This is a genomic window from Corynebacterium curieae (genome assembly GCF_027570035.1).
Classification (GTDB): domain Bacteria; phylum Actinomycetota; class Actinomycetes; order Mycobacteriales; family Mycobacteriaceae; genus Corynebacterium; species Corynebacterium curieae.
Genome location: NZ_JAKMUU010000001.1, coordinates 491,154 through 516,302 on the forward strand (window position 1 = coordinate 491,154; position 25,149 = coordinate 516,302).

Consider the following 25,149-nt stretch of genomic DNA (forward strand, 5'->3'; position numbering starts at 1 on the left):
TTCTAGATATTAATTCTATTGCCTTTAGTGAGCGGAAGCACTTGGGCGCAGGCACGGAACTTGGCGAGGTTATGGCGGGCGTCGACAAGCGCATCGTGATTCCCCTTGGGCACGGCGGGCAGGCTCGGGCGGCCTGCAAACTCCCAATACTGCTTAAGCTCGCGGGTGTAGCGCGGCAGGCGCTTTGGCAAACCTGCCATATCTCCCCACAATTGTGCCAACACCACGTGGTCATAGGCACCGACCCAAGCCCACAGCTCTACTGGAGTCGAGCTTTGAGTCAGGAATTCTAGGACCTCCGAGCGGATTGTATCCAAAGGCTTCCACACTGGATCGCGCGGGCTCGGCAGCTTATCCAATACATTATCCTTCACCCAAGAATTAGCCTTGGCGGGATCAAAATCCGTGGACACAGCGTAATATTCGCTGCCATTCTCACCGACGATGCCGATGGAGACCAATTCAATGGTCTGTCCATCCTCAATAAATTCGGTGTCATAGAAGTAGCGCACGTCTCCCAAGCCTAGCGCCGCCTAGTACACGGCAATAAATTGGCCCCTTAAAGCGACGGTTGTACACTTCTGGCGTGAAGAAGTCTCTGTGGTTTACTGCTCTGCCCTTGTGTCTTTCCGCTCTCGTGGCCCTTTGGTGGCTCATTGATATCCCGGAGCTTTTCTCAGGACACTTTTCCCCCTACTACCATATTGACCTTGACGTTTACCGCGAAGGAGGCGCTGGTTTCGGCAGCGACCTCTACTCCAAGGACTATCTCGTAGGCAGCAATCGCGACGTCTCCCTCCCCTTCACATACCCGCCATTCGCGGCGTTGCTTTTTACCCCACTGAGCTGGCTCCCGCTTACCGTCGCAAGCGTCCTTGTATCCGTCGCCTCCTTTGCCGCACTCTGGGCCTGCGTAGCGCTCATCCTTCGCTCCATCAAGTGCTCCGGATGGGCGGCTTGGGCACTACTGGCTGCCATGCTCACCGAACCTATTACGGAGACCTTTAGCTTCGGCCAGGTAAATATCCTGCTCACGGCCCTCGTGGTGGTAGACATCCTCTGGCTCCGCCCAGGCCGCGGACGAGGCGTGCTTACCGGTATCGCCATGGCTATCAAGCTCACCCCCGCAGTATTTCTTGCTGTGTTCTTTGTCCGCCGCGAGTGGCTCGCGTTTTTCAGCGCACTCGGCGCTTTCTTCGCAGCCGGACTAATCGCCTTTGCCTGCAATCCGCACAGCTCGATTCAGTACTGGAGCGAGACTTTGCGCGATTCCAACCGCATTGGTGGATTGGCTTATAGCTCCAATCAGTCACTGCGTGGCTTCTTTAGCCGCCTTGCCCCCGAGCACGCAGAAAAGCTATGGCTCATTGCCGTTCTCGTCGTCATTGCTATCGTGTGGTTTGTCATGGAGCGCCTCTCCCATGGAAACCAGTCCGTTCTCATGCTGCTGGCTGCATCAGTATCACTACTTTGCTCGCCGGTGTCCTGGTCGCACCATTTCACTTGGCTGGTACTGGCTGGCGTCCTTCTTGCAGCCCAACGCCGGTGGAAGCTCGCCGCACTAACGTGGCTGGCCCTTTTGGCTCGCGGACATTGGCTCGTTCCCCACACCAATGACCAAGAGCTGGATTGGGCTTGGTGGCAACACATCGTGGGCAACGACTTCGTCATCGTTACCGCTCTGCTGGTTCTTTGCTCGCTACCATTGGCTCTACGGCGGGCCGGCGCTTATCAATCCGCGGCGGAACCAGTGTCCAACCGAGGATAGGGACCTTCCCCAGCGCCCACAGTGCCACCGAAGCAGCCGCCGAATAGAAAAAGCACATCGCAATCCAGAACCACGTATTTTCCATCGGCCACTGTCCTGCCAAGCTAACGACATAATCGCGGTGGGCCATGAAGAAGCCGTACCCCACCGTCATGCCGATTGGGTGGGCCAAATAAATAGGCAAGGTATGGCGCCCCACAAACTTCACAAACGCAGAAACCGCCGGAATATGGCTGATGAGGACTGCCCCTACGATGCCAGCTGGGGTTTCCAGCGTCTGTTCCGCAAAGCGGATCAACAGATCTAGATCCCCCCTGCCTAGGATATCGCCCCCGGGCAACGGCCAATGCACCGTCACTTCTCCTTCGAGGGCATTCCACGTTTTCCGGATGAACACTCCCGCGAAGTAGCTCGCGATCGCCGCACTGTAAGCCCACAGAGAACCCATGCGGAAGGTGCCTTTGAAGGGGGCTTCGGCGGCGTCGGCAAAGCGCGTAATAGGCCCACGCAGATAGGCGGCGCCGACGAAAATAGGCAAAAACATAATCGCCTTGCCTATAAAGAAGTAATGGTCCTGCCACGCAATGAACAACAGTGGTGTAAAGCTCAAGGTCATGCCCGCCCATGCGGGCAGCTTGCGCACACTCCACAAAAAGATATTGAAGATGATAAGCGCGTGGATAAACCACGCCATGGTGTGGCCCAAAAGTAGGTTATAAATGAGATCCGTGAGCTGTAGGTAGGGATCCCCAAACACCCAGTGGTATTCAATGCGCTTGGTCCACAGCTCAACAGTCATCCACACCGTATAAGGAACGAGGAAAAACCACAGGCGGCGAGTAAATAACTCGCTAAAGGAATAGCGAAAAATTTTGGTAGAGAAATAGCCGGATACGAGGAAGAACAAGGGCAGGCGGAGAGGATCCAGCCACATGTTCAGGTCAGCCAACCACGTTAGCTCACCTTCCGGAACCACCAGCGTCACGTGCAAGAGCACTACGCCGATGATGGATACGCCTTTAGCAGTATCTGGCCAAGCTAAGCGGGCCTTGGGAATAGTGATTACCTCCCCTTGTATTCAGCGCCGGCGGGGTAACCATGACCGGCTTTGAGTGAAGCCTTCACATCGGAGGCGTACACATCAACATAAGGCTTATCGCTCAACTCGGCCAAATTGCGCATCACAAAATCCGTGAAGGCACGGATAGTGTCATGCTCCGCCGGATTCATGCCGCGCTCCTTTGCCCAGTCATGCGGCCAGATAGGATCACCTACCCGCACGCCGACCTTAAAGGGGCGTGGGATCCACGAGCCAATGGGATTAGCCTTGCGGGAATTGATCATCGCAATGGGAAATACCGGCTGGTTGGTCTCCATTGCAATCCGTGCCATGCCGGTACGGCCTTTGTAAATGCGTCCGTCTGGCGAGCGGGTGCCTTCCGGATAAATGCCAAAAAGATCGCCACGAGACAAAATGCCCTCTGCGGTCTCCACAATGGCGTCGCCGGCGTCTTCGCTATCGCGCTCAATGGGTACTTGGCCCACCGAAGTAAAAAACCATTTCTGTAAACCACCGACTAGCCCGGGGGTAGTAAAGTACTCCGACTTAGCCGGAAAGGTAATTTGGCGGGGGCACACCAGCGGAAAGAAGAAGGAATCCATAACGGCCTGGTGGTTCGACACCAAAATCGCGGGCCCTTCAGAAGGGATTTTTTCAATTCCCTCAGTCCAAGGGCGATTCCATACGCGCAGGGCGGGTCCGAAAAAGATGTGCTTAAAAGCCCAGTACCACTTGTTTTTCATCGCCAGGTCGTCCTTTGTTTGTTCTAACGGCCGCTGCGGGCCAAATCGGCTACGCCAATCATACCCGCTGCGGAACCCAATTCTGCGGTGGCAACACGTGCGAGGGGGCGGTGCCCTGCCCCGACGATATCCTGCCCCATCGCTTGGACAGCGCCCTTAAGGTACAAGTCTGCATCTTGCGATACACCGCCGCCCAGCACGATAAGCTCGGGATCGAGTACATCGGCAACGATGGACAGGCCCTGTCCTAACCACCGGCTGAAGTCTTCCATCACCGCTACCGCCAGGGGATCGCCACGGCGCGCCGCTTGGGTAATTTCCTTACCCGTTGGATCAGTCGGCAACGCAGTCTCATAGCTAGCACGCAAATCCGCACAGGTATCCGGCAATGCCGTACCGGAAGCATAGCGCTCCAAACAGCCCCGCTTACCACACGAGCACTGCCGCCCATTGGGCACCACGACGATATGCCCAAACTCTGGGGCTGTGCCGAATGCTCCGCGGTAAATGGTGTCGTGCGTCATCAGCGTGGCACCAATTCCGGTACCCACTGCAAAGAAAACCCAATCCTCGGCGCCCCGGCCAGCACCAAAGCACCACTCTCCCCATGCTGCTGAATTGGCATCATGCTCTAAGCGCACATGCATACCAAGCTTTTGCGATAGTGATTCCCTCACGTTGGCATGCCGCCACGGTAAATGCGGGGCAAAGCGCACCACTTCACAGCTAGGATCGAGAAAGCCTGCTAAAGCTAAGCCAACAGCGTCGACCTCATAATCAGCGCGTAGCTCATCGACGATGCCCACAATGTCGGCTTCCAGCTGCTCGGCGTCCATCGACGTGGGGATTGTGCGACTGGCGAGGATTTTCCCCTCCCGAGTGATCACTCCACCGCGCACGTTGGTGCCACCGACGTCGAAGCCGATAGTCAAATCGGCGGAGTTGTTCTCAAGCATGCATAACAGAATATACCGACAACCGGGCTAGGGTCACATCAAGACATCAGACGACGCAAACGCTGCCCCATAATCTGCCATGTCCAATTCTCCTCCACATGGCGGCGACCCGCTTGCCCCATCTGCTGTCTACGGTGCGGATCACCTAGCAAGGCCTTCAACCCTTGAGCCAGTTCTTCCACAGAAGAGCCCTTGACGACGACCCCGGTCTCCCCCGTCACCGTCTCAGGCGCGCCGCCAGAATCGCCAGCGATGACTGGCACACCGCAGGCTTGCGCCTCCAAATAGACAATGCCGAGCCCTTCCACGTCTAGTCCACCGCCGCGAGTACGGGCAGGCATGGCAAAAACGTCGGCTGCGTGCAGCGCTGTGTCGATACTTTCGGCCTCTTGGATCACTGCATCCGGACAATACATATCCGCTAACTCCACTAATGCAGCCCGGTAGCGGCCCCTCCCGATGAGAAGCAGCTGCGCATCCGGAAACTCCTCACGCACTAGGGGCATGGCGCGCAAAAGCTGATCCTGTCCCTTGCGCGGTACAAAGCGCGAAATGCACACGATGGTCGGCCCATTGACCCCGAATTCCGCCTTTGCGGCGGCGCGTTGCTCTGGAGTGGCCGGAGAAAAGTTCTCCACACTTACCCCAGAGGGTAGATGCTCCCAGCGAGGATAAGGTCCGAAGGGCCCTCGCAGGCGGCGCAAGGTGTAGTCGGAGATATAGGTAATAACGTCAGCGTAGTCACCGATGCGTCGCAGACATTGTCTGGCAACGGGCACCATCGACCATCCCACTTCGTGTCCGTGCGTCGTTGCCACCACACGGGTGGCTCCTGCCTCCTTGGCCGCCTTGCCCATCAGAGCAAGGGGCGCGGCTGCGCCGAACCAGACGATATCAATATTTTCGGCGCGAATGATCTCCTGCATACGGCGCACCGTTGCTGGCGTTGGCAACATTACGCGGCGGGGCCAACGGATCACCTTATAATCCGCCGCAGCATCAAATTCCGCTGGGGGCTCCTGCGTAGAAGCAAAGACCACGACATCGCGCGGGTCCAAGGTTGCTACAAAATCGCGCAGGTAAGATTGGATTCCGCCGATTTTGGGTGGAAAGTCATTGGTTACCAGCAGAATACGAGCCACTTAGTAACGCGCCGTTCCGGTAATCGGCATGGACTTAAGCGGTACTACCTGGACAGGTACGCCATAGGTAGAGGCGTGCACGACTTGACCATTACCAATGTACATGCCCACGTGAGTAACGCCTGGGTAGTATCCCACGATATCTCCCGGCTGCAGATCTTCCAGCGGTACCGAAGTACCGCCGGCAATCTGTGCCTGCGAAGTGCGCGGAATAGACTTTCCAATCTGCTGATAAGCCCAGAACATCAAACCAGAACAGTCAAATTGATCCGGGCCTGCTGCGCCCCAGCCATAGGGCGCACCGAGTTTGGACAGCGCGGCCGAAGCCGCTCCGTCAGCAACCTCACCTAAGTCCACTTTTGGCTTGTCCGTGCCGCCGAACTGGCTCTCCCATGCCTTGCGCTGCTGCTCATCAAGGGCATCGACCTGCTTCTCGATGTCCTTTTGCTGCTTTTCTAGCTCCTCCTTTTCCCTCAGGAGGACCTCGCGCTGCTCTTCTAGGGCCTTCTTTTCTTCGCGTACCTTGTCCGCGGCAGCCGCAGCCTCGTGCTTTTCGTCTTCTGCCATGATCGCGGCGTTCGCTTTAGCATCAAGAGTGCGTTGGGCCTTACGCGACAAGGCACCGAGGTAGCCCATGCGCTCTACAGCATCCGAGGGATCCTCTGCCGCCAGCGCTCCCGACACGGCGGAGCGGGAATCACCACGATAGCGAGACTGCGCGATGCCATTGACCTTCTCTTGCTGCGCGGAAACATCGCCCTTAGCGTCGTCCGCTCGAGATTGCGCGTCGGCCGCTGCGCGCTCAGAGTCCGAAACCTCAGCCTGCTTGTCTTCGAGCTTTATTTCTAGCTCTTTTACTTCCTCATTCTTGGCAGAAACTTTGCGCGCGACCTCACCTACGCGCTCGACTAATGTATCCACATCCTCAGTGGTGGACTCTTGGCGCGGGGCGGCCTCTTGGGCAACTACCTGCGAAATTCCGGACACAGACGTAACAGCAAGAGCTGCTACCAGCGCAGCTGCAGGAAGTACTCGTTTAGACACGTATGGACCTTTGGATTAAGAAATTTGAAAATCGTACTTACTATAGCGGGTTTTACCCCCAAATGCACGACAAAGCCCTCCCCGCGAAAGGGAGGGCAATATCCATCGCTTCTTAGAAGCGAACGGCCGAGTGGATCGGCATGTAGTTCAGGTCACGCTCCTGAACCGGGGTGCCAGAATTAAGGGCATCAATAATGGTGCCGTGGCCGGTGTAGATACCGACGTGGGAAGCGCCACCGTAGTAGGCAACGATGTCACCTGGCTGCAGCTGGTCCAGCGGTACTGGGGTACCAGCGGAAGCCTGCGCCTGAGAGGTACGCGGGATCTGCTTGCCGGCCTGAGCGTAAGCCCAGCTCGTCAGACCGGAGCAGTCGAAGGCGTTCGGGCCAGCAGCGCCATACACATACGGGGAGCCGATAACGGAGCGAGCCGCTGCAAGTGCCTTCTGGCCGACGGTCTGCTGTGCTGGAGCGGCCGGCTTGTGACCGGCTGCTGCGTAGTTGGTGTGCTGCTGGTTGGAAACCTTGCCTAAGGACGGTACGTAGCGGTCAATGTTTGGAACCTGGTCAATGTTCGGAACATTTTCCAGACCTGCTACCTCAAAGCGGTAGTCGGTATTAGGTACGACAACCTCAGCTGCCTGTGCGACGCCTGGTGCGACGACGGCTGCGGTTGCAGCGAGTGCTGCAGTAGATGCAATACGACGGGTATTAACAGTGCCCTGACGACGGTGCTGTGCCACGAGTAAAACTCCAAATCTTCCTGCGCGCCTACCTCCTCCTAAAAGAAGAAGCTCTGACCCTGGGGGACTAGCGTTCGTTGGAAAACCGTTCCTTTAGGATTTCCTCCACTCGGCCCCTCAGTAGGAAGGGCCAGATGCGGCGCTGTAATTCTTCTGTTCTGATTGAGCACCTTTTCGGGCGGTAACTCAATGTCTCGAATAGGTTACGAAATCATCACAAGTAATGTCCATTCGCAACACCAGATCAACCCTTGTTATCGCTTCGTTACCTTCCCTTGACCTAACCGATACTAAAGGCTTGCAAAATGAACATTAGTTTAGACATCGAGGGACGTTTACAGTTGCGACCAGCCCAAACGTCACCCCGCACCAGAATGAACGCCGATGAACCCGCCAACTAAAAAAAGGAGCTTAACAATTTAGAAAAAACTAAATTGTGACTTTAACCACCTAGCCATCTGGTTCGACTCTACTCCCCCACTAATTAACTTCTTTCACCGGCAATCTGAACCGTTCGCTACGTTGCAATACCCGATGGAGGTAGGGCTGCCTGTGATGCGAAACGCTGAGGCAGGCATCCAGCCAGCCGTATCAATAGGTTACGAACTAGCGCAAAGTAGAAGGCTAAAGACCAAGATGGACTACCCACTTTCCTTTCCCACAAAGACAAAATGAGCGCCCTACCGAGAAAACCACCGCACAGTAGCTATGGGGTGCCAACTCCGGACTTCCACAGCCTTGAAAGTGGCCGTTCTACGTTGCCTCTGCCCTTTTAGATCGACGCCAGCGCCGCCAGCACTCAGTTCCCTATCGGATTTCGCCATACAGCTCAATTTCCACAGATACGAGACCGATCGAGCGATGCATAAATGCTCTAAAGGCTTTCAATAAACGCAAGACCCGCTCTGGTGCCCCTAAAGGGAACCAGAGCGGGTCTCTGAGCGTGTTTCGAGTTAAGCCTCAGGAAAAGGGCTTAAATACGGCCGTTTTCTTCATCCTCACGACGGTTAGCCTCGTTCAGGCGGCGGAACATCTCCGCCTCCTCATCGTGGTTATCCGCGTGGATTTCGTGAACTCGGTGCATGATTGCCGGATCATCGGGGCTGAAAGAACCTTGGGTCTCAGAATCGGCAAGACCAAGCTGGTTGAGCTGCTTCGGAACCTGAGCACCTGCGTACTCAAGCGGAACCGGATGGCCTTCCGCATCAACCGGTCCAAGCGGCTGGTGGACCTCAATAAAGGCGCCATTCGGCATCTGCTTGATAACGCCCGTCTCGATACCGTGCTCCAGTACCTCGCGGTCAGAGCGCTGCAAACCAACGCAAATACGGTAGGTGATGAAGTAGGCAATCGGCGGGAGGACGATTAGGCCGATACGACCAACCCAAGTCATCGCGTTCAGCGAAATCTGGAAGAAGTGGGCCACGTGGTCGTTACCACCTGACAGGGTGACCAGCAGGAAGAATACGATGGCAGCCGCACCAATAGCGGAGCGGGTAGGTACATCGCGAGGACGCTGCAGCAAGTTGTGGTGTGCGTCGTCGCCGGTGAACTTCTTCTCCAGGAACGGGTAGGACATCAACAGGACAACCATAAGACCACACAGCAGGGCAACCCAGAAGGCGGAAGGAATGGTGTAGTTGCCGATGTAGAGCTCCCACGCTGGCATGACACGGGCAACACCATCAGTCCACAGCATGTAAATATCTGGCTGGGAACCAGCAGAGACCTGAGATGGGTTATACGGCCCAAGAGTCCAGATGGCGTTGATTGTCAGCAGGCCAGACATCAACGCCAGCACGCCAGCAACCATCATGCCCATGCCGATTGCCTTGGTGGCGAAGACAGGCATAATGCGCACGCCGACGACGTTATTCTCTGCGCGACCAGGTCCAGGGAACTGAGTGTGCTTCTGGAACCAAACCATGATGAGGTGAGCTGCAATCAGACCAAGGATGATGCCCGGAATAACCAAGACGTGCAGGATGTAGAAGCGATCCAGCATCAGGTCAGACGGGAAGTCACCACTGAAGATTGCCCAGTGCAGCCAGGTGCCGATAATCGGCAGGCCGAGGATGATGGCGGACATAATACGCAGACCGACACCGGAGAGAAGATCGTCCGGCAGGGAGTAACCGAGGAAGCCCTCGATCATGCCCAGCAGGATAAGCGCGCAACCGATAATCCAGTTGGCTTCACGGGGACGTCGGAAAGCACCGGTGAAGAAGATGCGCAGCATGTGCGCAACCATGGACATCATGAACAGCAGTGCTGCCCAGTGGTGCATCTGACGAACAAACAGACCGCCACGAACCTCGAAAGAAATATCCAACGCGGTGGCGTAGGCGCGGGACATTTCCACACCATTAAGCGGTGCGTAGGTGCCGTCGTAAATGACCTTCGTGATGGAAGGGTCAAAGAACAGCGCCAGGTAAATACCGGTTAGTACAAGAATGATGAAGCTGTAAAGCGCCATCTCACCGAGCATGAAGGACCAGTGAGTCGGGAAGACCTTGTTTAGCTGAGTCCTCAACACGCCGGCGGCGCTATAACGCTCATCCATGTTGTTGCCCATTTGGGCGAGTTTATTGCTCATTATGACTTACGCTCCCAGAATGCCGGGCCGACAGGCTCAATGAAGTTGCCCTGTGCTACGAGGTAGCCCTCGTCGTCCACCGTGATTGGCAGCTGTGGCAGTGCGCGGGCAGCCGGGCCGAAGACCGGCTTGCCGTAGTGCAAAGCGTCAAACTGCGACTGGTGGCACGGGCACAGGATTCGGTTGGTCTGTGCCTCATACAGAGAGGTTGGGCAACCGATGTGGGTACAGATCTTGGAGTAGGCGTAGTAATCGCCGTGGTGGAAGTCTTCTTGACCTTCGCGCTCGATTGCCTTTTGTGCGTCGTTGTGACGCAGGCGAATCAGCATAACCGCGTTGCGGTTGCCGTGAATCGAGTGCATGTGGTTCTCGTAGACATCGCGCTCAGCATCGTACTGATCGCCATCGTTGACATCTTCTTCCGCCAGCGGGAATACGGTCTCCATACCGCCGGCCGCAAGATCCTCAGGACGGACGCGAACCAAGCGGGTAACACCCTTGGTGCTGTAGTGCTCGCCCGATTCACCCGAATGCTTCTCGGCGATAGTACCGGTATCGCGCGCCAAGTAAAGCTTGACGCCCTCATCATGCATGGTCCAACCGGAAGTCCACAGGGTGCCATCGCCTGCGTAGTTCATGCTATGGCGAACCTTCCATGGGTTCTTGATTGCACCACCGAGTGGAGCAATTACCGTCAGGCCAAACAGCACGCCGGCGCCGCCAAGCAGACCCTGGACGGTCTTACGGCGACCCAGAGTGGAGGTCTTCCAAGAATCATTCAGAAGAGCGGTCAGAGTACGGCGGTCAACCTCTTCGGAAGGACCGTCGTGGCGGCGCTGTACGGAGATCTCCTCTGGGAGAATCTTCTTAACGTACTGAACAATGGCGATGCCCAATCCGCAAATAGCCAGTGCGGCGGTAATACCAAGCAACGGGGTGTAGAGAGTATGCCAAATGTGGCCCTCCTCCCCTAGCTGCTTGTACTGCCATGGCCAGAATAGGTAAACGCCAAGGAAGCCTAGACCGCCAATGACGGACAAGAAGAGCCAGATGGCCACATTACGGCCAGCACGCTTTTCAGCAGGGTCACCATCAACGGGGAAACGCTCCTTGCGGAACGCAACGGTGACATCATCGAGCTCGGTACCCAGAGCAGCGAGTTCATCGTTGCTCATCTTGTCGAGCTCAGCATTAGTGTAATTCTTCTTCACATTGCTCATGAGCGCGATCCAATCCACATAGCGGCGGCGCACAGGGCGCTAATGCCGATAATCCACATTGCCAGGCCTTCCGCTACTGGGCCGAGACCGCCAAGGTCCCAACCGGCAGGAGACGGAGTTTCCTTTGCAGACTTGAGGTAGGCAATGATGTCCTTCTTCTCATCTGCAGTCAGCTGACGGTCGGAGAACTTAGGCATATTCTGCGGACCGGTCAGCATCGCCTGGTAGATTTCCTGCTCGCTTGCCGGAGCCAGCTCTGGAGCGAACTTACCGGAAGACAGCGCGCCGCCCTGGCCGGTGAAGTTGTGGCAAGATGCGCAGTTCATGCGGAAGAGCTCAGAGCCCTTCGCAACATCTTCAGCCTGGATTTCGCCGTTGTAGTTGGCACCGCGCAGCGATTCCTGGGCAACGCTTCCGTCATCGTTGTAAACAATGTCGGCGCCGCCACCATTGGCTGCGACATAAGCAGCCAATGCTAAGGTCTGCTGCTCGGTATAGCGAGGTGCCTTACGCTCTGCCTGAGCGTCATTCGACATCATAGGCATACGGCCGGAGTGCACCTGGAAGTACACGGAACCGGCACCAATGCCTACGAGGGACGGACCCCGGCCTTCGATGCCCTGCAGATTGGCACCGTGGCAGGTGATACAAGCGGTGTCATAAATGTCCTTACCCTCTTGTACGAGGGCTTGGTCATCTTTTTCCGCCGTGGCGACCTGAGCGTCTGGGGTCAAGGCAGAAGCCAAGACGCCCGCACCGGACAGGCCAATCGCCAAAGCGAAGCCACCGGCTAGGGTGCGCTTCGCCTTGCGGCGACGGCGGGTCTTCTTAGCCGCCGCAGTGGTCTGCTCCACTGCAACGGACTGCGAATTGTTATCCATCATTTTCCTTTAGATAACTCGAACACGGGAGGACTGTTTGGGGAATATTGGCCAGTACTACTGGACCAAGTAAATAACGGTGAAGACGCCGATCCATACAACGTCGACGAAGTGCCAGTAATAAGACACTGCCATCGCTGCAGTCGCCTGCGCCGGCGTGAACTTGGACTTAGCAACGCGCGCGAGGATGATTGCGAAAGAAATCAGACCCGCTGTCACGTGTGCAGCGTGGAAGCCGGTGATGATGTAGAACACCGAACCAAAGACGCTGGCCTGGACAGTCACACCTGCGTGAATCAACTCAGTCCACTCGAACGCCATGATGCCTAGGAACACAACACCCAATACCAGCGTTACGGAGTACCAGAGTCGAAGCTTGTAAACGTCACCCCTTTCTGCGGCAAACACGCCGAACTGGGAGGTCACGGAAGAAGTAATCAGTACCGCCGTAATGAGGAAACCCATGGGCAGATTGATATGGGCGGTGTGCTCCGCCCAGTCGCCTTCCTGACCGTTTGCTCGCGAGGTGAACCACATCGCGAACAGTCCGGCAAAGAACATCAATTCCTGAGACAGGAACACGATGGTGCCCACACTGACCATATTGGGTCGGTTCAGTGAGGCAGCACGTGGTGCTGTCATACCTTGGTTAGAAACTACGCTCGTCACAGTGGCTATTATGGCTGTTCTAAGCGCCGAAGTCACCTCAATTCCCCCCGTAGCTTCTAATCTCTTTTCACCATTCGGACAGCATCCATCCAGCTATCCTGTCCGCCAAATAAGTTTTTTCCGGTTGGGAACTTTTTAGCTTGCTTTCCGACGCCCCATCGGTGCAGGTAACACCGCCCAACGCCTTCTGGTTCATAATTTTAGCCAGCTCGCATTAGCAATTTCCGCAACTAAGAACGGACACAAGCACCATGTCCGCAGGGGAATTCTGGAGAGATAAATCACACCAAGATTCCACCCCAAAATCGCTGGTTTACAACTTTCGGACGACCCCCGCAAAAATTGCCGTTTACGTGCCCGAATGGCCAAGCACCACTTCCCCAAGCCGCGCGCACAGCAAGTCAACATTCCCCCGCTCTTAAAAAATTTCTCCCTTTTCGGGAACTTTTTGACTGCTATAGACGACCCCGGATCGCCAAAGCCCTCCTAGCCGTAGCGACTAGGAGGGCCGAGAAGTTTTAGGCGGGAAGTCCGTCTACTAAAGGAATTAGTGCTTTTCCTTCGGCAGGCCGTACTGCAAAGACAAACCGGTGCAGGCTGCGATCAGGCAAACAGCGCCAAGGGCAATTAGCCAGAAGTAGAGGAAGATGACACCCAAGCCAAGGATGCCGATTGCACCGGCCATGGCCAGCGGCCAAATGGAGCTTGGAGAGAAGAAGCCCAAGATGCCGGCGGAATCTTCGGTTTCTGCTTCTTCCCAATCTTCTGGAAGAACATCACTGCGGTCATCAGTGAAATGGAGGTAGGCACCCAGCATCATGCACAGAAGGAAGGCAAGGAACATGCCTACGATGCCAACCCACTCGGCGCCGTAAAGGTAACCGTCATCCTTAACAAAGGTGACGCCGAAGATGTAGACAATCAGCGAGACAAGAAGGTACGTCGCGATTGAGTAAAAGACTTTCGATGTTGCACGCATTGTGTTGTGTCCTTATCTCTTAGGCCGCGGTATTGACGAAGTTGTCACCATTTGCGGTATCACGCTCGCCGGAGAACGGGTGGGTGGTAACCGCGTAAGGGTCTTGACCGATTTCCTTCAGCGCCTCGGCATTGGTGGCATCCGGGTTATCCTCACGGAACTTCAGGTACTTGTTGAAGTCCTCTGGAGAGACAACGCGGATTTCGAAGTTCATCATCGAGTGGTAAGTACCGCACATCTCAGCACAGCGGCCAACGAATGCGCCCTGCTTCTCAATCTTTTCTACCTGGAAGCTGCGCTCCTGAGCGTTTGCCTCTGGGTGTGCGTAAACATCGCGCTTGAATAGGAACTCGGGTACCCAGAAAGCGTGGGATACGTCGCCGGAAGCGAGACGGAACTCAATTGGAGTATCGGAAGGAAGAACCAGAACCGGAACCTCTTCGGTGGTGCCGACGGTTTCGATCTTGTTGTAGTTCAGGTAAGAAAGGTCGCCCGCGGACTTGCCGTGAATCGGGTTCGGGTTATCTACGCCCTCTGGGTCATGAGCGGTCTTTTCCGCTTCTGCCTGGCGAGCCTTATCAGCACCGTCGTAGTTCTCACCATTGACATGGTTTTCGGCGTAGCCGAACTTCCAGTTCCACTGGAATGCGGTGACGTCGACAACGACCTTTGGATCCTTGTCCAAAGCGGTGACCTTCTGCTGAGTCTGAACGGTAAAGAAGAACAGACCCATAATGATGAGGATCGGGACGATGGTCAAGACCATCTCAAGCGGAACGTTGTACTGAATCTGGCGAGGGAATTCACCCTTGCCATCCTTCTTCGCCTTCTTCGCACTCCAGCGGAAGATAGCGGTGAGGAACAGGCCCCACATAATAAAACCAACGATCCATGCGGCAACCCAGACCCAAATCCAGAAGTTGTACATGGCTTCTGCCTCAGGGGTAATACCCTTCGGCCAACCGAATCCCAGGAGGTTCTCTACAGCAGTTGGCGCCTGTACGTCACAACCTGCCAGAGCGAGTCCACCCAGGGCAAGTGCGCCAGCTACGCCCGCCTTGCGGGCAAAGGTGCGCTTATTACGCTGTCCCACGTGTGTTCTGCCTTTCTGTCCACACAAAACTTCTCGAATACTCACAGAGCACTCTTACCCAATCAGAATAGAGGATAATCGCCAGATTCCCAGCCTGTTTAAAGCCTTAAAAGGGCACCTAGTGCACTCAATTCATATCCACGTCTTTGTAGGTTACCGCCCCACCTGCACAATGTTCCAACCGCACCCCCAGTAGGAACTTTCGCCATGTGCGCCAATTCACAAGCGCTTTATGGAACCATCATCCGAAAGTTCGCACCCTATCGGGGAAGCTATTTCCAAGCCCTCAGGCAGGTTTCCTTAAGCCGTGGCGTGTTCTGGTTTCGGCCCCACTGGCCGTAAAGTGGGTGACTAGCAATAGACGCTTATATATAAGGAGCAATCTTTACATGTGCGGACTTCTTGGCATGCTCGCCGCCACCGGTGACGTAGATAAGTACGTCGACGCGCTGGAACGTTCCCTGCCCTGCATGCGCCACCGCGGCCCCGATGCGGCCGGCACGTGGCACGACGGTGATGCGGCCTTTGGTTTTAATCGCCTATCCATCATCGACCTTGAACACTCTCATCAGCCCCTGCGCTGGGGCCCTGAAGATCAGCCCGATCGCTATGCCCTGACCTTTAATGGTGAAATCTACAACTATGTAGAACTGCGTGAGGAGCTCAAGGACTTGGGCTACACCTTCCACACTGAGGGTGATGGTGAACCCATTGTGGTGGGCTACCACCACTGGGGCAAAGACGTGGTCAATCACTTGCGCGGCATGTTCGGCATCGTCATCTGGGACACCCACACCAAAACCATGTTCGCCGCCCGCGACCAATTCGGCATTAAACCGCTTTATTACGCCACCACGGAGGCGGGGACGGTCTTTGCTTCAGAACTGAAGTGCATTTTGGAGATGGCCGATGAAATCGGTCTAGAACTCAACCTTGACCGTCGAGCCATTGAACACTACGTAGACCTGCAGTACGTTCCAGAGCCAGAGTCGCTGCACGCACATATTCGCCGTGTGGAGTCCGGCTGCACGGTAACTCTCCGCCCAGGCGAAGATGCCGTCGCCGAGCGTTACTTCAAGCCTCGTTTCCCCGTCCAGCAGGTCAAGCAGGGAGAAGAGCAACAGCTCTTTAACCGCATCGCGGAGGCGCTAGAGGATTCCGTCGCCAAGCATATGCGCGCCGACGTCACCGTAGGCTCCTTCCTATCTGGCGGTATTGACTCCACCGCCATTGCCACCCTGGCAAAGCGCCACAACCCAGACCTTTTGACGTTCACCACCGGCTTTGAGCGCGAGGGGTATTCCGAAGTCGATGTCGCGGCTGAATCCGCCGAGGCCATTGGCGTGGAGCATATCGTCAAAATCGTCTCCCCCGAGGAGTATGCCGAGTCCATTCCGAAGATCATGTGGTACCTGGACAATCCGGTGGCTGACCCATCGCTAGTTCCCCTCTTCTTCGTGGCACAGGAAGCCCGCAAGCACGTCAAGGTAGTACTTTCCGGCGAAGGCGCTGACGAGCTCTTTGGTGGTTACACCATCTATAAGGAGCCGCTGTCTCTTGCCCCATTTGAAAAGATCCCTTCCCCACTGCGCCGTGGTCTGGGCAAACTTTCCCAAGTTCTGCCCGAGGGAATGAAGGGCAAGTCCCTTCTCAATCGTGGCTCCATGACGATGGAAGAGCGCTACTACGGAAACGCACGTTCCTTCAACTTTGAGCAGATGCAGCGCGTTATCCCGTGGGCGAAGCGCGAATGGGATCACCGCGAGGTGACCGCCCCCATCTACGCCCAGTCCGAGGACTTTGACCCCGTTGCGCGCATGCAGCACCTAGACCTATTTACCTGGATGCGCGGCGACATCCTGGTCAAGGCCGATAAGATTAATATGGCTAACTCGCTGGAGCTGCGCGTGCCGTTCCTAGACAAGGAGGTCTTTAAGGTTGCCGAGTCCATCCCTTATGACCTGAAGATCTCGCACGGCACCACCAAGTACGCCCTGCGCAAAGCCATGGAGCAGATCGTCCCGGCGCACGTATTGCACCGCAAGAAGCTGGGCTTCCCAGTACCGATGCGCCACTGGCTGGCCGGCGATGAGCTCTACGGCTGGGCTCAAGACACCATTAACGAGTCCCAGACCGAGGACATCTTCAATAAGAAGGAAATCCTCGAGATGCTCAAGGAGCACCGTGACGGCGTATCCGATCATTCCCGCCGCCTGTGGACAGTGCTGTCCTTTATGATTTGGCACGGCATCTTCGTCGAAAAGCGCATCGACCCGAAGATCGAGCAGCGCGATTATCCGGTCAAGCTTTAGAGGCTTAGGTAGCTTTTCACGCAGAGAAAAAGAGGGTGGGTGCCAGTGGCACCCACCCTCTTTTATTTACCTATATTTAGTTGAAGGAGTCGCCGCAGGCGCAGGAGCCGGTGGCGTTCGGGTTATCGATGGTAAAGCCCTGGGACTCGATGGTGTCAGCGAAATCGATCTTGGCACCAGTCAGGTAAGGAACGGACATCTTGTCCACCACGAGGTTTACGCCGCCTACCTGGTCAACCTTGTCACCGTCCAAGGTGCGGTCATCAAAGTAAAGCTGGTAGCGCAGGCCAGCGCAGCCGCCAGGTTGCACGGCAATGCGCAGGGAGAGATCGTCGCGGCCTTCTTGGTCGAGCAGGGCCTTTGCCTTTGCGGCTGCTGCTTCGGTCAGAATGACGCCGGTTGCGGAAGCTGGAGCGGTCATCACTTCTCCTCAATAAGTCTTGGTTTCGTTGCCACTACCCTACCCGGTTAATTCAGGTGGGAAAAGGTAGCCCTTAGCCATAACGCCACTGAGGCTGGGCCTATTCCCCTATTCGTGCCTAAACCTTGTAGTGTGAGGGGCGTGAAATTTCCGTGGCAAAAAGATGACAAGACCTCCCCTGAGCCAGCCCCCATGCAGGAGGAAGTTCAGGAAAAGCCCCAGCGCAAGGGCTATACCCCGCCCAAGGGTCGTCCGACACCGAAGCGATCAGAACAAGAGATTGCGCGCGGCGTAAAGCGCGATCCCCATGGAATGTCCGAGGCGCAGCGCTACCAGCACCGCAAGGACATGAAAAAGTCCATGAGCAAGGAAGAGTGGAAGGAATTTAAGAAGAAGGAGCGCCAGGAGCGCCACCAAGCCAACCGCGAGCAGCAGGCCCGCATGGCGGACGGTGACCCTCGCTTCCTTCCCGCTAGAGATCAGGGTGCCGAGCGCGCTTATGTGCGCGATTGGGTGGATGCCCGCCGCAGCCTGAGCAACTGGGTGATGCCGATGGCTCTGGTGCTGATCGTGGTCATGTTTTTGACCTACGCAGTACCGAGCATCGCAACCTTAATCAACGCGGTGGCCATGGTTATCATCATTATTTTTGCCATTGAGGGCATTCTTTTAGCCCGCCGCTGCAATAAAGCCGTGCGCGCTAAGTTCCCTGGCACCACCGAGGCAGGCTTTAGCCTGGGCTTTTATGCTTATTCTCGCGCCAGCCAGCCCCGCAAGTGGCGCATCCCGCGCCCACGCGTGGAGCTCGGCGCCGACGTTTAGGGAGACTATTCATGGCTATTCCGCAGCCCAATAACCAGGCGCGCGCCACATACGACGCACAACTCGCAGCCTTTGGGCGCCTGACCGATGCCGCCCAGTGGCTAGCAGCATGCCAAGGCGAGGCACCTGCCCGTACGCCGCAGCGCATACGCGCGGTGGTTTTTGGTGAACAAGCGGCCCCACTGCCGGCCACCGAAACGGCGGCGCGACGCGCCGAGGTAGGGCTGGAAGTAGTCACCGTGACGGATTATCCCCAGGCATATCGCCTCGGGAAGGCCACGGCGGATGCGGAAATTGATGCCGGGGCTGACCTACTCATTCCCGCCGGTGCGGAACACGCCCGCGTGGCGGCGGTGGTGATGGGGACTATGACGCTAACGGAGCCGGTAGCGATCGTCGGCAAGCAAAGCAGCGTAGAAGACTGGAAACGCGAGGTTTCCGCTATCCGGGATTCCATGTTCCGCGCCCGCAATTTGGAGGGAATGGAGCTGGTGGAATCCTGTCACTCCTGCGTCCTTGCCGCCTTGGTAGGGTTTATCACCCGCGCGGCGCAGCGGCGCACGCCAATGCTTATCGATACCCCGGTTACAGCCACCGCCGCACTCCTAGCAGAACGTGACAATCCTGGCGTTAAGGAATGGCTCTACGCCACCACCCTCGCGCCCACCCCAGCGCACGAACTGGCGTTGGAAAAGCTGGGGCTCCACCCCCTGCATGAGCTGGGAATGGAGCCGCAACCTGCGCTGGGAGCCCTAGCGGCGCTGCCAATGCTACTAACAGGCGTAGAGATCGCTGCAGACGCCTAAAACCCCAGTTACGCCAAGGTGTGCAGCCAGCCGTGGGTATCTTCCACAGCGCCGCGCTGGATTCCGGTAAGGCGCTCGCGCAACGCCATTGTGATGTCACCGGCTTTATTGCCATTGACCTGGAAATCGGCCGAATCTCCCAGCACGCGCCCGACCGGGGTAATGACCGCGGCGGTACCGCAGGCGAAGGCCTCCGACATCGCCCCAGATTCGGCATCACGCTGCCATTCTTCCGTGGTAATGCGGCGTTCAGTGACCTTGTACCCCAGATCGCGAGCTACTTGCAGCAGGGATTCGCGCGTGATGCCAGGCAGCAGTGAGCCGGACAGCTCCGGGGTAACGATTTCCGCGCTCTCGCCGCTGCCGTAGACAAACATAAGGTTCATGCCTCCCATCTCTTCGATGTAGCGGCGTTCAATGGCATCCAGCCAAACCACTTGGTCGCAGCCCTTTTCATCCGCTTGGGCCTGAGCCAACAGCGAGCCGGCATAGTTACCAGCAAACTTGGCCGCGCCGGTACCACCGGGAGCGGCACGGACGTAGTCGGTAGACAGCCAGACCGAAACCGGCTTGATGCCACCACTGAAATAGGAGCCTGCCGGCGAAGCAATAAGCACGTAGCGGTAAGAATTGGCTGGGTGGACGCCCAAGGAGACCTCGGTGGAAATCATAAAGGGGCGCAGGTACAGGGCCTCTTCCCCACCGGCTTCCGGTACCCAAGCCTTATCCACCTCCACAAGTTGGCGCAGAGATTCGATAAATTCTTCTTGGGGAAGCTCCGGCATGGCCAAGCGCTGAGCAGAGTTGATAAAGCGCTGGGCGTTGTGATCGGGGCGGAAGGTGGCGATGGAATCATCGGGCTGGCGATAGGCCTTGATGCCTTCAAAAATGGCCTGCCCATAGTGGAATACATTGCTGGCCGGATCCATGGTCATCGGTCCATAGGGGCGCACCTGGGCATCGTGCCATCCCTTGCCTTCGGTCCAGTCAATGGTGACCATATGGTCCGTAAAGTGCTTGCCAAAGCCGGGGTTGGCAAGGATCTCGCTCAACTTTTCCGCGGACGTGGGGTTATCGGTACGAGTAATCGTGTAATCAAGCATGCCCACAATCTACTCTTTTATCTATAGCGAGGCAGGAATATGTTCACGCCCGCACGGTACAGTGGAGGGAAGATAAAAAGCCTTTCTATAAAGGAGGACACTATGGCAAAATCCGATCTGACCGCACGCGGTCACTTCCCCAAGGTGAAGTTGGGAAAGAAGGTACCTAAGAAGGCAGAAGCACTGCTTATCGCAGCGTTCGAGGGCGATGATGGCTTGGAGCTGCCTGGCACCACCCTGCTGGAGGGAGCCGCATTGCGCTCTACCTACGAAGCGCTTGTTGCCGTAGGGGCTACCGGTAAGACGGGCGAAGTCACGCGCGTTCCAGCTCCGGCAAAGGCAGGCGTGGCCTCCATTATTGCCGTTGGATTGGGCGATGCCGAGGAAGTAAACGATGAGACACTGCGCCGCGCCGCCGGCCAGGCGGCCCGCTCCATCACCAAGGTTGATGCGGTAGCCACCTCTTTGGGCGATTTCGGCGTGGCTCCAGTGGTGGAAGGTTTGATCCTCGGCGGTTATAAGTATTCCGGCCTGCGCTCCGAGTCGGCCGCGGCGGCTACCACGTACACCGTGGTAGCCGGAAAGTCCGCCCAAGAAGAGTTCGACAATGCGAAGATTACCGCCGAGTCCGTCCTCATCGCCCGCGACCTAGTCAATACTCCCTCCAACCTGCTCTACCCGGAAACCTATGCCGCATTCCTGTCTGCCCAAGCGGCAGAGGCCGGCCTTGAGGTAGAGGTTTTGGATGAAAAGGCGCTGGAAAAGCAGGGGTTCGGCGGAATTATGGCTGTCGGTCGCGGATCCGCACGCCCGCCGCGCCTGGTCCGCTTGAGCTGGAAGCCGAAGAAGGCCAAGCGCCACGTCGCTTTGGTGGGCAAGGGCATTACCTTTGATACCGGCGGTATTTCCCTGAAGCCGGGGGCCAAGATGTGGGACATGATTTCGGATATGGGCGGTTCTGCCGCTATGGCCGCCGCTATCATCGCCGCGGCAAAGCTGAACCTCAAGGTCGCCATCACCGCTACCTTGCCGTTGGCTGAAAACATGCCTGGCAGCAATGCCACCCGCCCGGGGGACGTCATCACTCATTACGGCGGCATCACCTCGGAGGTGCTCAACACTGATGCCGAGGGACGCCTAGTGCTTGCCGACGCCATTGCGCGCGCCAGCGAGGACAACCCCGACTTCCTTATTGAGACCGCTACCTTGACCGGCGCCCAGATGGTCGCCCTGGGAGAGCGCACCGCGGGCGTCATGGGTTCGGAAGAATTCCGCGACCGCATGGCCGAAATCGGCCGCGAGGTGGGAGAAAAGGCATGGGCCATGCCGCTGCTGGAGGAGCACGAAGAATCCGTGAAGTCCGCCAGCGCCGATATCCGCAATATCAACGCCAAGCGCGAGGGCGGCATGGAATATGCCGGCACGTACCTGCAGCACTTTGTGGGCGAAGGTATTGAGTGGGCCCATATCGATGTAGCAGGGCCTTCCTTTAACACCACTGGCGCTTATGGCTACACCCCAAAGATGGGCACCGGCGTGCCCACCCGTACGGTAGTTGCCGCATTGCGCGAGATTGCTGAATTAAAGTAACCCCGCAGCAGGCTTTATGGGTTTAGAATCCTAAAGGCATGAAGCCTGCTTTAATCATCGTTGACGTGCAAAATGACTTCTGCCCCGGTGGCGCCTTGGGCACCGAGCGGGGCAATGAAGTCGCTGAGAAAATCGCCACCCTACAACGGCGCTACGAGACCGTGGTAGCCACACAGGATTGGCACATCGATCCGGGTTCGCATTTTTCTAAGGACCCGGATTTTGTCGATTCCTGGCCCGTTCACTGTGTAGCAGAGTCCCACGGGGCAGCCATGCATGAGTCCATCGGTCCCGCTCATGCCTACTTCCGCAAGGGCGAATACACCGCTGCCTATTCCGGTTTTGAAGGGGCCGCAAACGGCACCTTGCTCGCGGACTGGCTGCGCGAGCAAGGCGTCGAGTCCGTGGATATCGTGGGCATCGCCACGGATCACTGCGTTCGCGCCACGGCTGCCGACGCCTTGCAGGAAGGGTTCACCGTCCGCGTTCTGCGTGACTATTGCTCACCGGTAGACGAATCCCGCGGCGAGGCCGCCTTGGAAGAACTCGCCGCGGCGGGAGTCACCGTCTGCTAGCCCCTGCCGTAGGAATGCCGACAACGCCAGCGGCCCTCGAACCGAATATGGTCCGAGGGCCGTTGGCGTCTCTCTACAAGGTGTTTCCATGTATCGGCCAAAGCCGCCCTCTGGAAACGTGAGGGGTTCTCTCTATCTCTCTCGCATGCGCTCTCTCAAACGCATGACTTAAGTATGGGCCATCGATATTGGACACCGGTGTCAAGTACCTGAAAGTTTCCTGTTGAAATCTGCCGCCAACGCTCCTGCCGCCTCCCCCTCGGCCGAATGCCTGCCGGCTGATATTGCAAAAGCCCTGCGCTGCGCTAGACGTTTGTTATAGGGTGATTTGCGTCCCCACGGGTGCCCGAGCACGGGCTGAGAGTGCGCTAAAGCTGCGCATAGACCGTTCGAACCTGTTTGGTTAATACCTACGAAGGAAGAGAGGAGCGCTTGCCATGACGGCTGCCCCAGAAAACCACCCTAAACACTCCTATTCCCCCATTCACCACAACGGCTTAGAGGTCCCAGAGACCGAAATCCAACTGGATGATTCCCCACAAGGCCCCAATGAACCCTTCCGCGCCTATCGCACGCGTGGGCCAGAATGCGCACCAGAAGAGGGACTACCGGCCCTACGCAGCGAGTGGATTAGCGAGCGCGGAGATATCGAAGAATACACCGGCCGCGGCCGCGAGCTGGCGGACGATGGACGTGCCGCTCAGCGCCGCGGGGCGTCTTCCCAAGAGTGGAAGGGCTCTAAGCGCCCGCCGCTTAAGGCTCAGCCTGGGCGCCGCGTAACCCAAATGCACTACGCCCGCCAAGGGATCATCACCCGCGAAATGGAATTCGTAGCAATGCGTGAGCACTGCGATCCGGAATTCGTTCGCGCTGAGGTCGCTCGCGGCCGCGCCATTATCCCTAATAACGTCAACCACCCCGAGTCTGAGCCCATGATCATTGGGCGTAAATTCCTCACCAAAATCAACGCCAATATTGGCAATTCTGCGGTCACCTCCTCGATCGAGGAAGAAGTGTCCAAACTGCGCTGGGCCACCCAGTGGGGCGCAGACACCGTAATGGACCTTTCCACCGGTGACGATATCCACACCACCCGCGAGTGGATCCTGCGCAATTCCCCGGTTCCCATTGGCACCGTGCCCATCTACCAAGCTTTGGAAAAGGTCAATGGTGTGGCAGAGGATCTGACCTGGGAAATCTTCCGCGATACCGTCATCGAGCAGTGCGAACAGGGCGTGGACTATATGACCATTCACGCCGGTGTGCTCTTGGCCTATGTACCGCTGGCAAGCAATCGCGTGACCGGCATCGTCAGCCGCGGCGGTTCCATCATGGCAGGATGGTGCCTTGCTCACCACAAGGAATCTTTCCTCTACGAACACTTTGATGAGCTGTGCGAGATCTTCGCTCAGTACGATGTTGCATTTTCGCTTGGCGACGGCCTGCGCCCCGGCAGCCTTGCCGATGCCAACGACGCCGCCCAATTTGCCGAGCTCAAGACCATCGGCGAGCTTACCCGCCGCGCCTGGGAGTATGACGTCCAAGTCATGGTGGAAGGCCCCGGACACGTGCCGCTCAACATGATTCAAGAAAACAACGAGCTCGAGCAGGATTGGGCCTCAGATGCCCCCTTCTATACCCTCGGCCCGCTAGTTACCGATATCGCCCCTGGCTATGATCACATCACTTCCGCCATCGGTGCCGCCCATATCGCAATGGGTGGTACGGCCATGTTGTGCTATGTCACGCCGAAGGAGCACTTGGGACTGCCCAACCGCGATGATGTAAAAACTGGTGTCATTACTTATAAGATTGCGGCGCACTCAGCGGACGTTGCCAAGGGACATCCAGGCGCCCGTGCTTGGGACGATGCCATGAGCAAGGCCCGCTTTGAATTTCGCTGGAATGACCAATTTGCGCTCTCCCTCGATCCGGAGACCGCACAGGCTTATCACGATGAAACGTTGCCTGCTGAGCCAGCAAAGACCGCACACTTTTGTTCCATGTGTGGGCCGAAGTTCTGCTCCATGCGCATTAGCCAAGACATCCGCGAGATGTTCGGCGGGCAAATGGCCGAGCTGGGCATGCCGACGCTGGGCGAGCAGGTCCGCGCGGCAGTCCACGGCTCAGCACCAGAGAAAGGTATGCAGGAAAAATCCGCCGAATTCCGCCGCAACGGGTCTCAAATTTATTTACGCGAGGATGCTGACCTAGCTTAGCTCTCGCCCTGTATCGGGATTTTCGCCGCGCTCAAATCGGGCGCGGCGTTGCCTTTGCTCTTCCCTTTTGCGCAAGATGCGCTGCCTTTCCATGCGCTCGCGCATGCGCTGCGGATAGCCGGTTTCTTCCACGTCATAAATATCGCAGCTCAAAAGTTTGGCCACCGCATCGATGCCCTTTGGCCCGCCGATACGACGGCGAATGAACTCGCCGTTTTCATCCACAACAACAACGGACATCTCATTGACTACCGTTTCCGGCTCCACAAAGGCTTCTACAAAAGCCTTTCCGGCGGCCCACTGTTGCAGATCCTGCGCGTCTTCCGGGCGGACGGTCTCCCCCGGTCCGCGGGGTGGTCGCAGCGACGATCTGGACTTATTGCGACGGAACGGGTTGAACATAATTGC

At 57.0% G+C, this 25,149-nt stretch carries 23 protein-coding genes and 1 riboswitch; of the genes, 7 read left to right on the forward strand and 16 right to left on the reverse strand.

Annotated features, from left to right (window positions below; translation table 11 throughout):
- Positions 1-2: 2 nt before the first annotated feature.
- Entirely contained in the window at positions 3-512 is a 510-nt protein-coding gene (locus L8V01_RS02320; protein ID WP_269945542.1) for a polyadenylate-specific 3'-exoribonuclease AS, read from the reverse strand.
- A gap of 74 nt (positions 513-586) precedes the next feature.
- On the opposite strand from L8V01_RS02320, the gene L8V01_RS02325 reads away from it, so the two are divergent.
- Positions 587-1,768 carry a glycosyltransferase 87 family protein gene (locus L8V01_RS02325; protein ID WP_269945543.1) on the forward strand — a complete coding sequence of 394 codons (1,182 nt, stop codon included), beginning with the start codon at positions 587-589 and terminating at the stop codon, positions 1,766-1,768.
- Here the strand turns inward: L8V01_RS02325 and L8V01_RS02330 are convergent.
- From L8V01_RS02330 to ctaC, 12 genes are all read right to left on the reverse strand, one after another.
- A complete protein-coding gene (locus L8V01_RS02330) occupies positions 1,674-2,765 on the reverse strand; it encodes a hypothetical protein (protein WP_269945544.1) in 1,092 nt (363 codons plus the stop codon). The genes L8V01_RS02325 and L8V01_RS02330 overlap by 95 nt on opposite strands.
- Before the next feature lie 65 nt (positions 2,766-2,830).
- Positions 2,831-3,571 carry a lysophospholipid acyltransferase family protein gene (locus tag L8V01_RS02335; RefSeq protein ID WP_269945545.1) on the reverse strand — a complete coding sequence of 247 codons (741 nt, stop codon included), beginning with the start codon at positions 3,569-3,571 and terminating at the stop codon, positions 2,831-2,833.
- Positions 3,572-3,594: 23 nt separating this feature from the next.
- Positions 3,595-4,527 (reverse strand): ROK family protein, encoded by a 933-nt coding sequence (locus L8V01_RS02340; RefSeq protein ID WP_269945546.1) that lies wholly within the window; start codon positions 4,525-4,527, stop codon positions 3,595-3,597.
- Positions 4,528-4,565: 38 nt separating this feature from the next.
- Complete coding sequence (locus L8V01_RS02345; RefSeq protein WP_269945547.1) at positions 4,566-5,669, reverse strand: glycosyltransferase family 4 protein; 1,104 nt, start codon at positions 5,667-5,669, stop codon at positions 4,566-4,568.
- Positions 5,670-6,713, reverse strand: a complete 1,044-nt coding sequence (locus tag L8V01_RS02350) for a C40 family peptidase (protein WP_269945548.1) — start codon at positions 6,711-6,713, stop codon at positions 5,670-5,672.
- 112 nt (positions 6,714-6,825) lie between these two features.
- Positions 6,826-7,455 (reverse strand): C40 family peptidase, encoded by a 630-nt coding sequence (locus L8V01_RS02355; RefSeq protein WP_269945549.1) that lies wholly within the window; start codon positions 7,453-7,455, stop codon positions 6,826-6,828.
- 973 nt (positions 7,456-8,428) lie between these two features.
- The gene (gene qcrB / locus L8V01_RS02360; protein ID WP_269945550.1) at positions 8,429-10,051 is read right to left on the reverse strand and encodes a cytochrome bc1 complex cytochrome b subunit; all 1,623 of its coding nucleotides are present in this window, start codon (positions 10,049-10,051) and stop codon (positions 8,429-8,431) included.
- Positions 10,051-11,271, reverse strand: coding sequence for a cytochrome bc1 complex Rieske iron-sulfur subunit (gene qcrA, locus L8V01_RS02365; protein WP_269945551.1), 1,221 nt, complete (start codon positions 11,269-11,271; stop codon positions 10,051-10,053). Before qcrA ends, qcrB begins: the two co-directional genes overlap by 1 nt.
- A complete protein-coding gene (gene qcrC / locus L8V01_RS02370; protein WP_005324465.1) occupies positions 11,268-12,155 on the reverse strand; it encodes a cytochrome bc1 complex diheme cytochrome c subunit in 888 nt (295 codons plus the stop codon). Before qcrC ends, qcrA begins: the two co-directional genes overlap by 4 nt.
- Before the next feature lie 54 nt (positions 12,156-12,209).
- Positions 12,210-12,821, reverse strand: coding sequence for an aa3-type cytochrome oxidase subunit III (ctaE, locus tag L8V01_RS02375; protein ID WP_394371638.1), 612 nt, complete (start codon positions 12,819-12,821; stop codon positions 12,210-12,212).
- 547 nt (positions 12,822-13,368) lie between these two features.
- Entirely contained in the window at positions 13,369-13,800 is a 432-nt protein-coding gene (gene ctaF / locus L8V01_RS02380) for an aa3-type cytochrome oxidase subunit IV (protein ID WP_198491716.1), read from the reverse strand.
- A 19-nt stretch (positions 13,801-13,819) separates the two neighbouring features.
- Positions 13,820-14,893 carry an aa3-type cytochrome oxidase subunit II gene (gene ctaC, locus L8V01_RS02385; protein ID WP_269945552.1) on the reverse strand — a complete coding sequence of 358 codons (1,074 nt, stop codon included), beginning with the start codon at positions 14,891-14,893 and terminating at the stop codon, positions 13,820-13,822.
- Positions 14,894-15,282: 389 nt separating this feature from the next.
- On the opposite strand from ctaC, the gene asnB reads away from it, so the two are divergent.
- The gene (gene asnB / locus L8V01_RS02390; RefSeq protein WP_269945553.1) at positions 15,283-17,205 is read left to right on the forward strand and encodes an asparagine synthase (glutamine-hydrolyzing); all 1,923 of its coding nucleotides are present in this window, start codon (positions 15,283-15,285) and stop codon (positions 17,203-17,205) included.
- A 76-nt stretch (positions 17,206-17,281) separates the two neighbouring features.
- On the opposite strand, the gene L8V01_RS02395 is transcribed toward asnB, so the two are convergent.
- Positions 17,282-17,626, reverse strand: a complete 345-nt coding sequence (locus tag L8V01_RS02395) for a HesB/IscA family protein (protein ID WP_005324455.1) — start codon at positions 17,624-17,626, stop codon at positions 17,282-17,284.
- Positions 17,627-17,767: 141 nt separating this feature from the next.
- Between L8V01_RS02395 and L8V01_RS02400 the strand changes: the two genes are divergently transcribed.
- Together L8V01_RS02400 and L8V01_RS02405 are read left to right on the forward strand one after the other, a co-directional pair.
- Positions 17,768-18,448: a DUF3043 domain-containing protein gene (locus L8V01_RS02400; RefSeq protein ID WP_269945554.1), complete on the forward strand. Its 681-nt coding sequence runs from the start codon at positions 17,768-17,770 to the stop codon at positions 18,446-18,448.
- An 11-nt stretch (positions 18,449-18,459) separates the two neighbouring features.
- Entirely contained in the window at positions 18,460-19,254 is a 795-nt protein-coding gene (locus tag L8V01_RS02405; protein WP_269945555.1) for a nicotinate-nucleotide--dimethylbenzimidazole phosphoribosyltransferase, read from the forward strand.
- Between the two features lie 8 nt (positions 19,255-19,262).
- Here L8V01_RS02405 and L8V01_RS02410 read toward each other — a convergent pair whose 3' ends face one another.
- On the reverse strand, positions 19,263-20,357 hold the full coding sequence (locus L8V01_RS02410; protein WP_269945556.1) for a branched-chain amino acid aminotransferase: 1,095 nt from the start codon (positions 20,355-20,357) through the stop codon (positions 19,263-19,265).
- A gap of 102 nt (positions 20,358-20,459) precedes the next feature.
- On the opposite strand from L8V01_RS02410, the gene L8V01_RS02415 reads away from it, so the two are divergent.
- From L8V01_RS02415 to thiC, 3 genes are all read left to right on the forward strand, one after another.
- Positions 20,460-21,947, forward strand: coding sequence for a leucyl aminopeptidase (locus tag L8V01_RS02415; protein WP_269945557.1), 1,488 nt, complete (start codon positions 20,460-20,462; stop codon positions 21,945-21,947).
- Between the two features lie 38 nt (positions 21,948-21,985).
- Positions 21,986-22,522: an isochorismatase family protein gene (locus tag L8V01_RS02420; protein WP_269945558.1), complete on the forward strand. Its 537-nt coding sequence runs from the start codon at positions 21,986-21,988 to the stop codon at positions 22,520-22,522.
- Between the two features lie 328 nt (positions 22,523-22,850).
- A riboswitch (TPP riboswitch) is annotated at positions 22,851-22,961 on the forward strand.
- Complete coding sequence (gene thiC, locus L8V01_RS02425) at positions 22,960-24,741, forward strand: phosphomethylpyrimidine synthase ThiC (protein WP_269945559.1); 1,782 nt, start codon at positions 22,960-22,962, stop codon at positions 24,739-24,741. (Overlaps the previous riboswitch by 2 nt.)
- Here the strand turns inward: thiC and L8V01_RS02430 are convergent.
- Positions 24,733-25,143 carry an oxidoreductase gene (locus L8V01_RS02430; protein ID WP_269945560.1) on the reverse strand — a complete coding sequence of 137 codons (411 nt, stop codon included), beginning with the start codon at positions 25,141-25,143 and terminating at the stop codon, positions 24,733-24,735. The two genes, thiC and L8V01_RS02430, sit on opposite strands and share 9 nt — an antisense overlap.
- Positions 25,144-25,149 lie beyond the last annotated feature (6 nt).

Excerpts from the sequence above, each read along its gene's own strand:
- qcrC (WP_005324465.1), bottom strand. The coding sequence starts at position 12,155 with ATGATGGATAACAATTCGCAGTCCGTTGCAGTGGAGCAGACCACTGCG.
- qcrB (WP_269945550.1), bottom strand. The coding sequence starts at position 10,051 with ATGAGCAATAAACTCGCCCAAATGGGCAACAACATGGATGAGCGTTAT.
- L8V01_RS02415 (WP_269945557.1), top strand. The coding sequence starts at position 20,460 with ATGGCAAAATCCGATCTGACCGCACGCGGTCACTTCCCCAAGGTGAAG.
- thiC (WP_269945559.1), top strand. The coding sequence starts at position 22,960 with ATGACGGCTGCCCCAGAAAACCACCCTAAACACTCCTATTCCCCCATT.
- qcrA (WP_269945551.1), bottom strand. The coding sequence starts at position 11,271 with ATGAGCAATGTGAAGAAGAATTACACTAATGCTGAGCTCGACAAGATG.
- L8V01_RS02430 (WP_269945560.1), bottom strand. The coding sequence starts at position 25,143 with ATGTTCAACCCGTTCCGTCGCAATAAGTCCAGATCGTCGCTGCGACCA.
- L8V01_RS02405 (WP_269945555.1), top strand. The coding sequence starts at position 18,460 with ATGGCTATTCCGCAGCCCAATAACCAGGCGCGCGCCACATACGACGCA.
- L8V01_RS02340 (WP_269945546.1), bottom strand. The coding sequence starts at position 4,527 with ATGCTTGAGAACAACTCCGCCGATTTGACTATCGGCTTCGACGTCGGT.
- L8V01_RS02410 (WP_269945556.1), bottom strand. The coding sequence starts at position 20,357 with ATGCTTGATTACACGATTACTCGTACCGATAACCCCACGTCCGCGGAA.
- L8V01_RS02395 (WP_005324455.1), bottom strand. The coding sequence starts at position 17,626 with ATGACCGCTCCAGCTTCCGCAACCGGCGTCATTCTGACCGAAGCAGCA.
- L8V01_RS02335 (WP_269945545.1), bottom strand. The coding sequence starts at position 3,571 with ATGAAAAACAAGTGGTACTGGGCTTTTAAGCACATCTTTTTCGGACCC.
- L8V01_RS02420 (WP_269945558.1), top strand. The coding sequence starts at position 21,986 with ATGAAGCCTGCTTTAATCATCGTTGACGTGCAAAATGACTTCTGCCCC.
- ctaF (WP_198491716.1), bottom strand. The coding sequence starts at position 13,800 with ATGCGTGCAACATCGAAAGTCTTTTACTCAATCGCGACGTACCTTCTT.
- asnB (WP_269945553.1), top strand. The coding sequence starts at position 15,283 with ATGTGCGGACTTCTTGGCATGCTCGCCGCCACCGGTGACGTAGATAAG.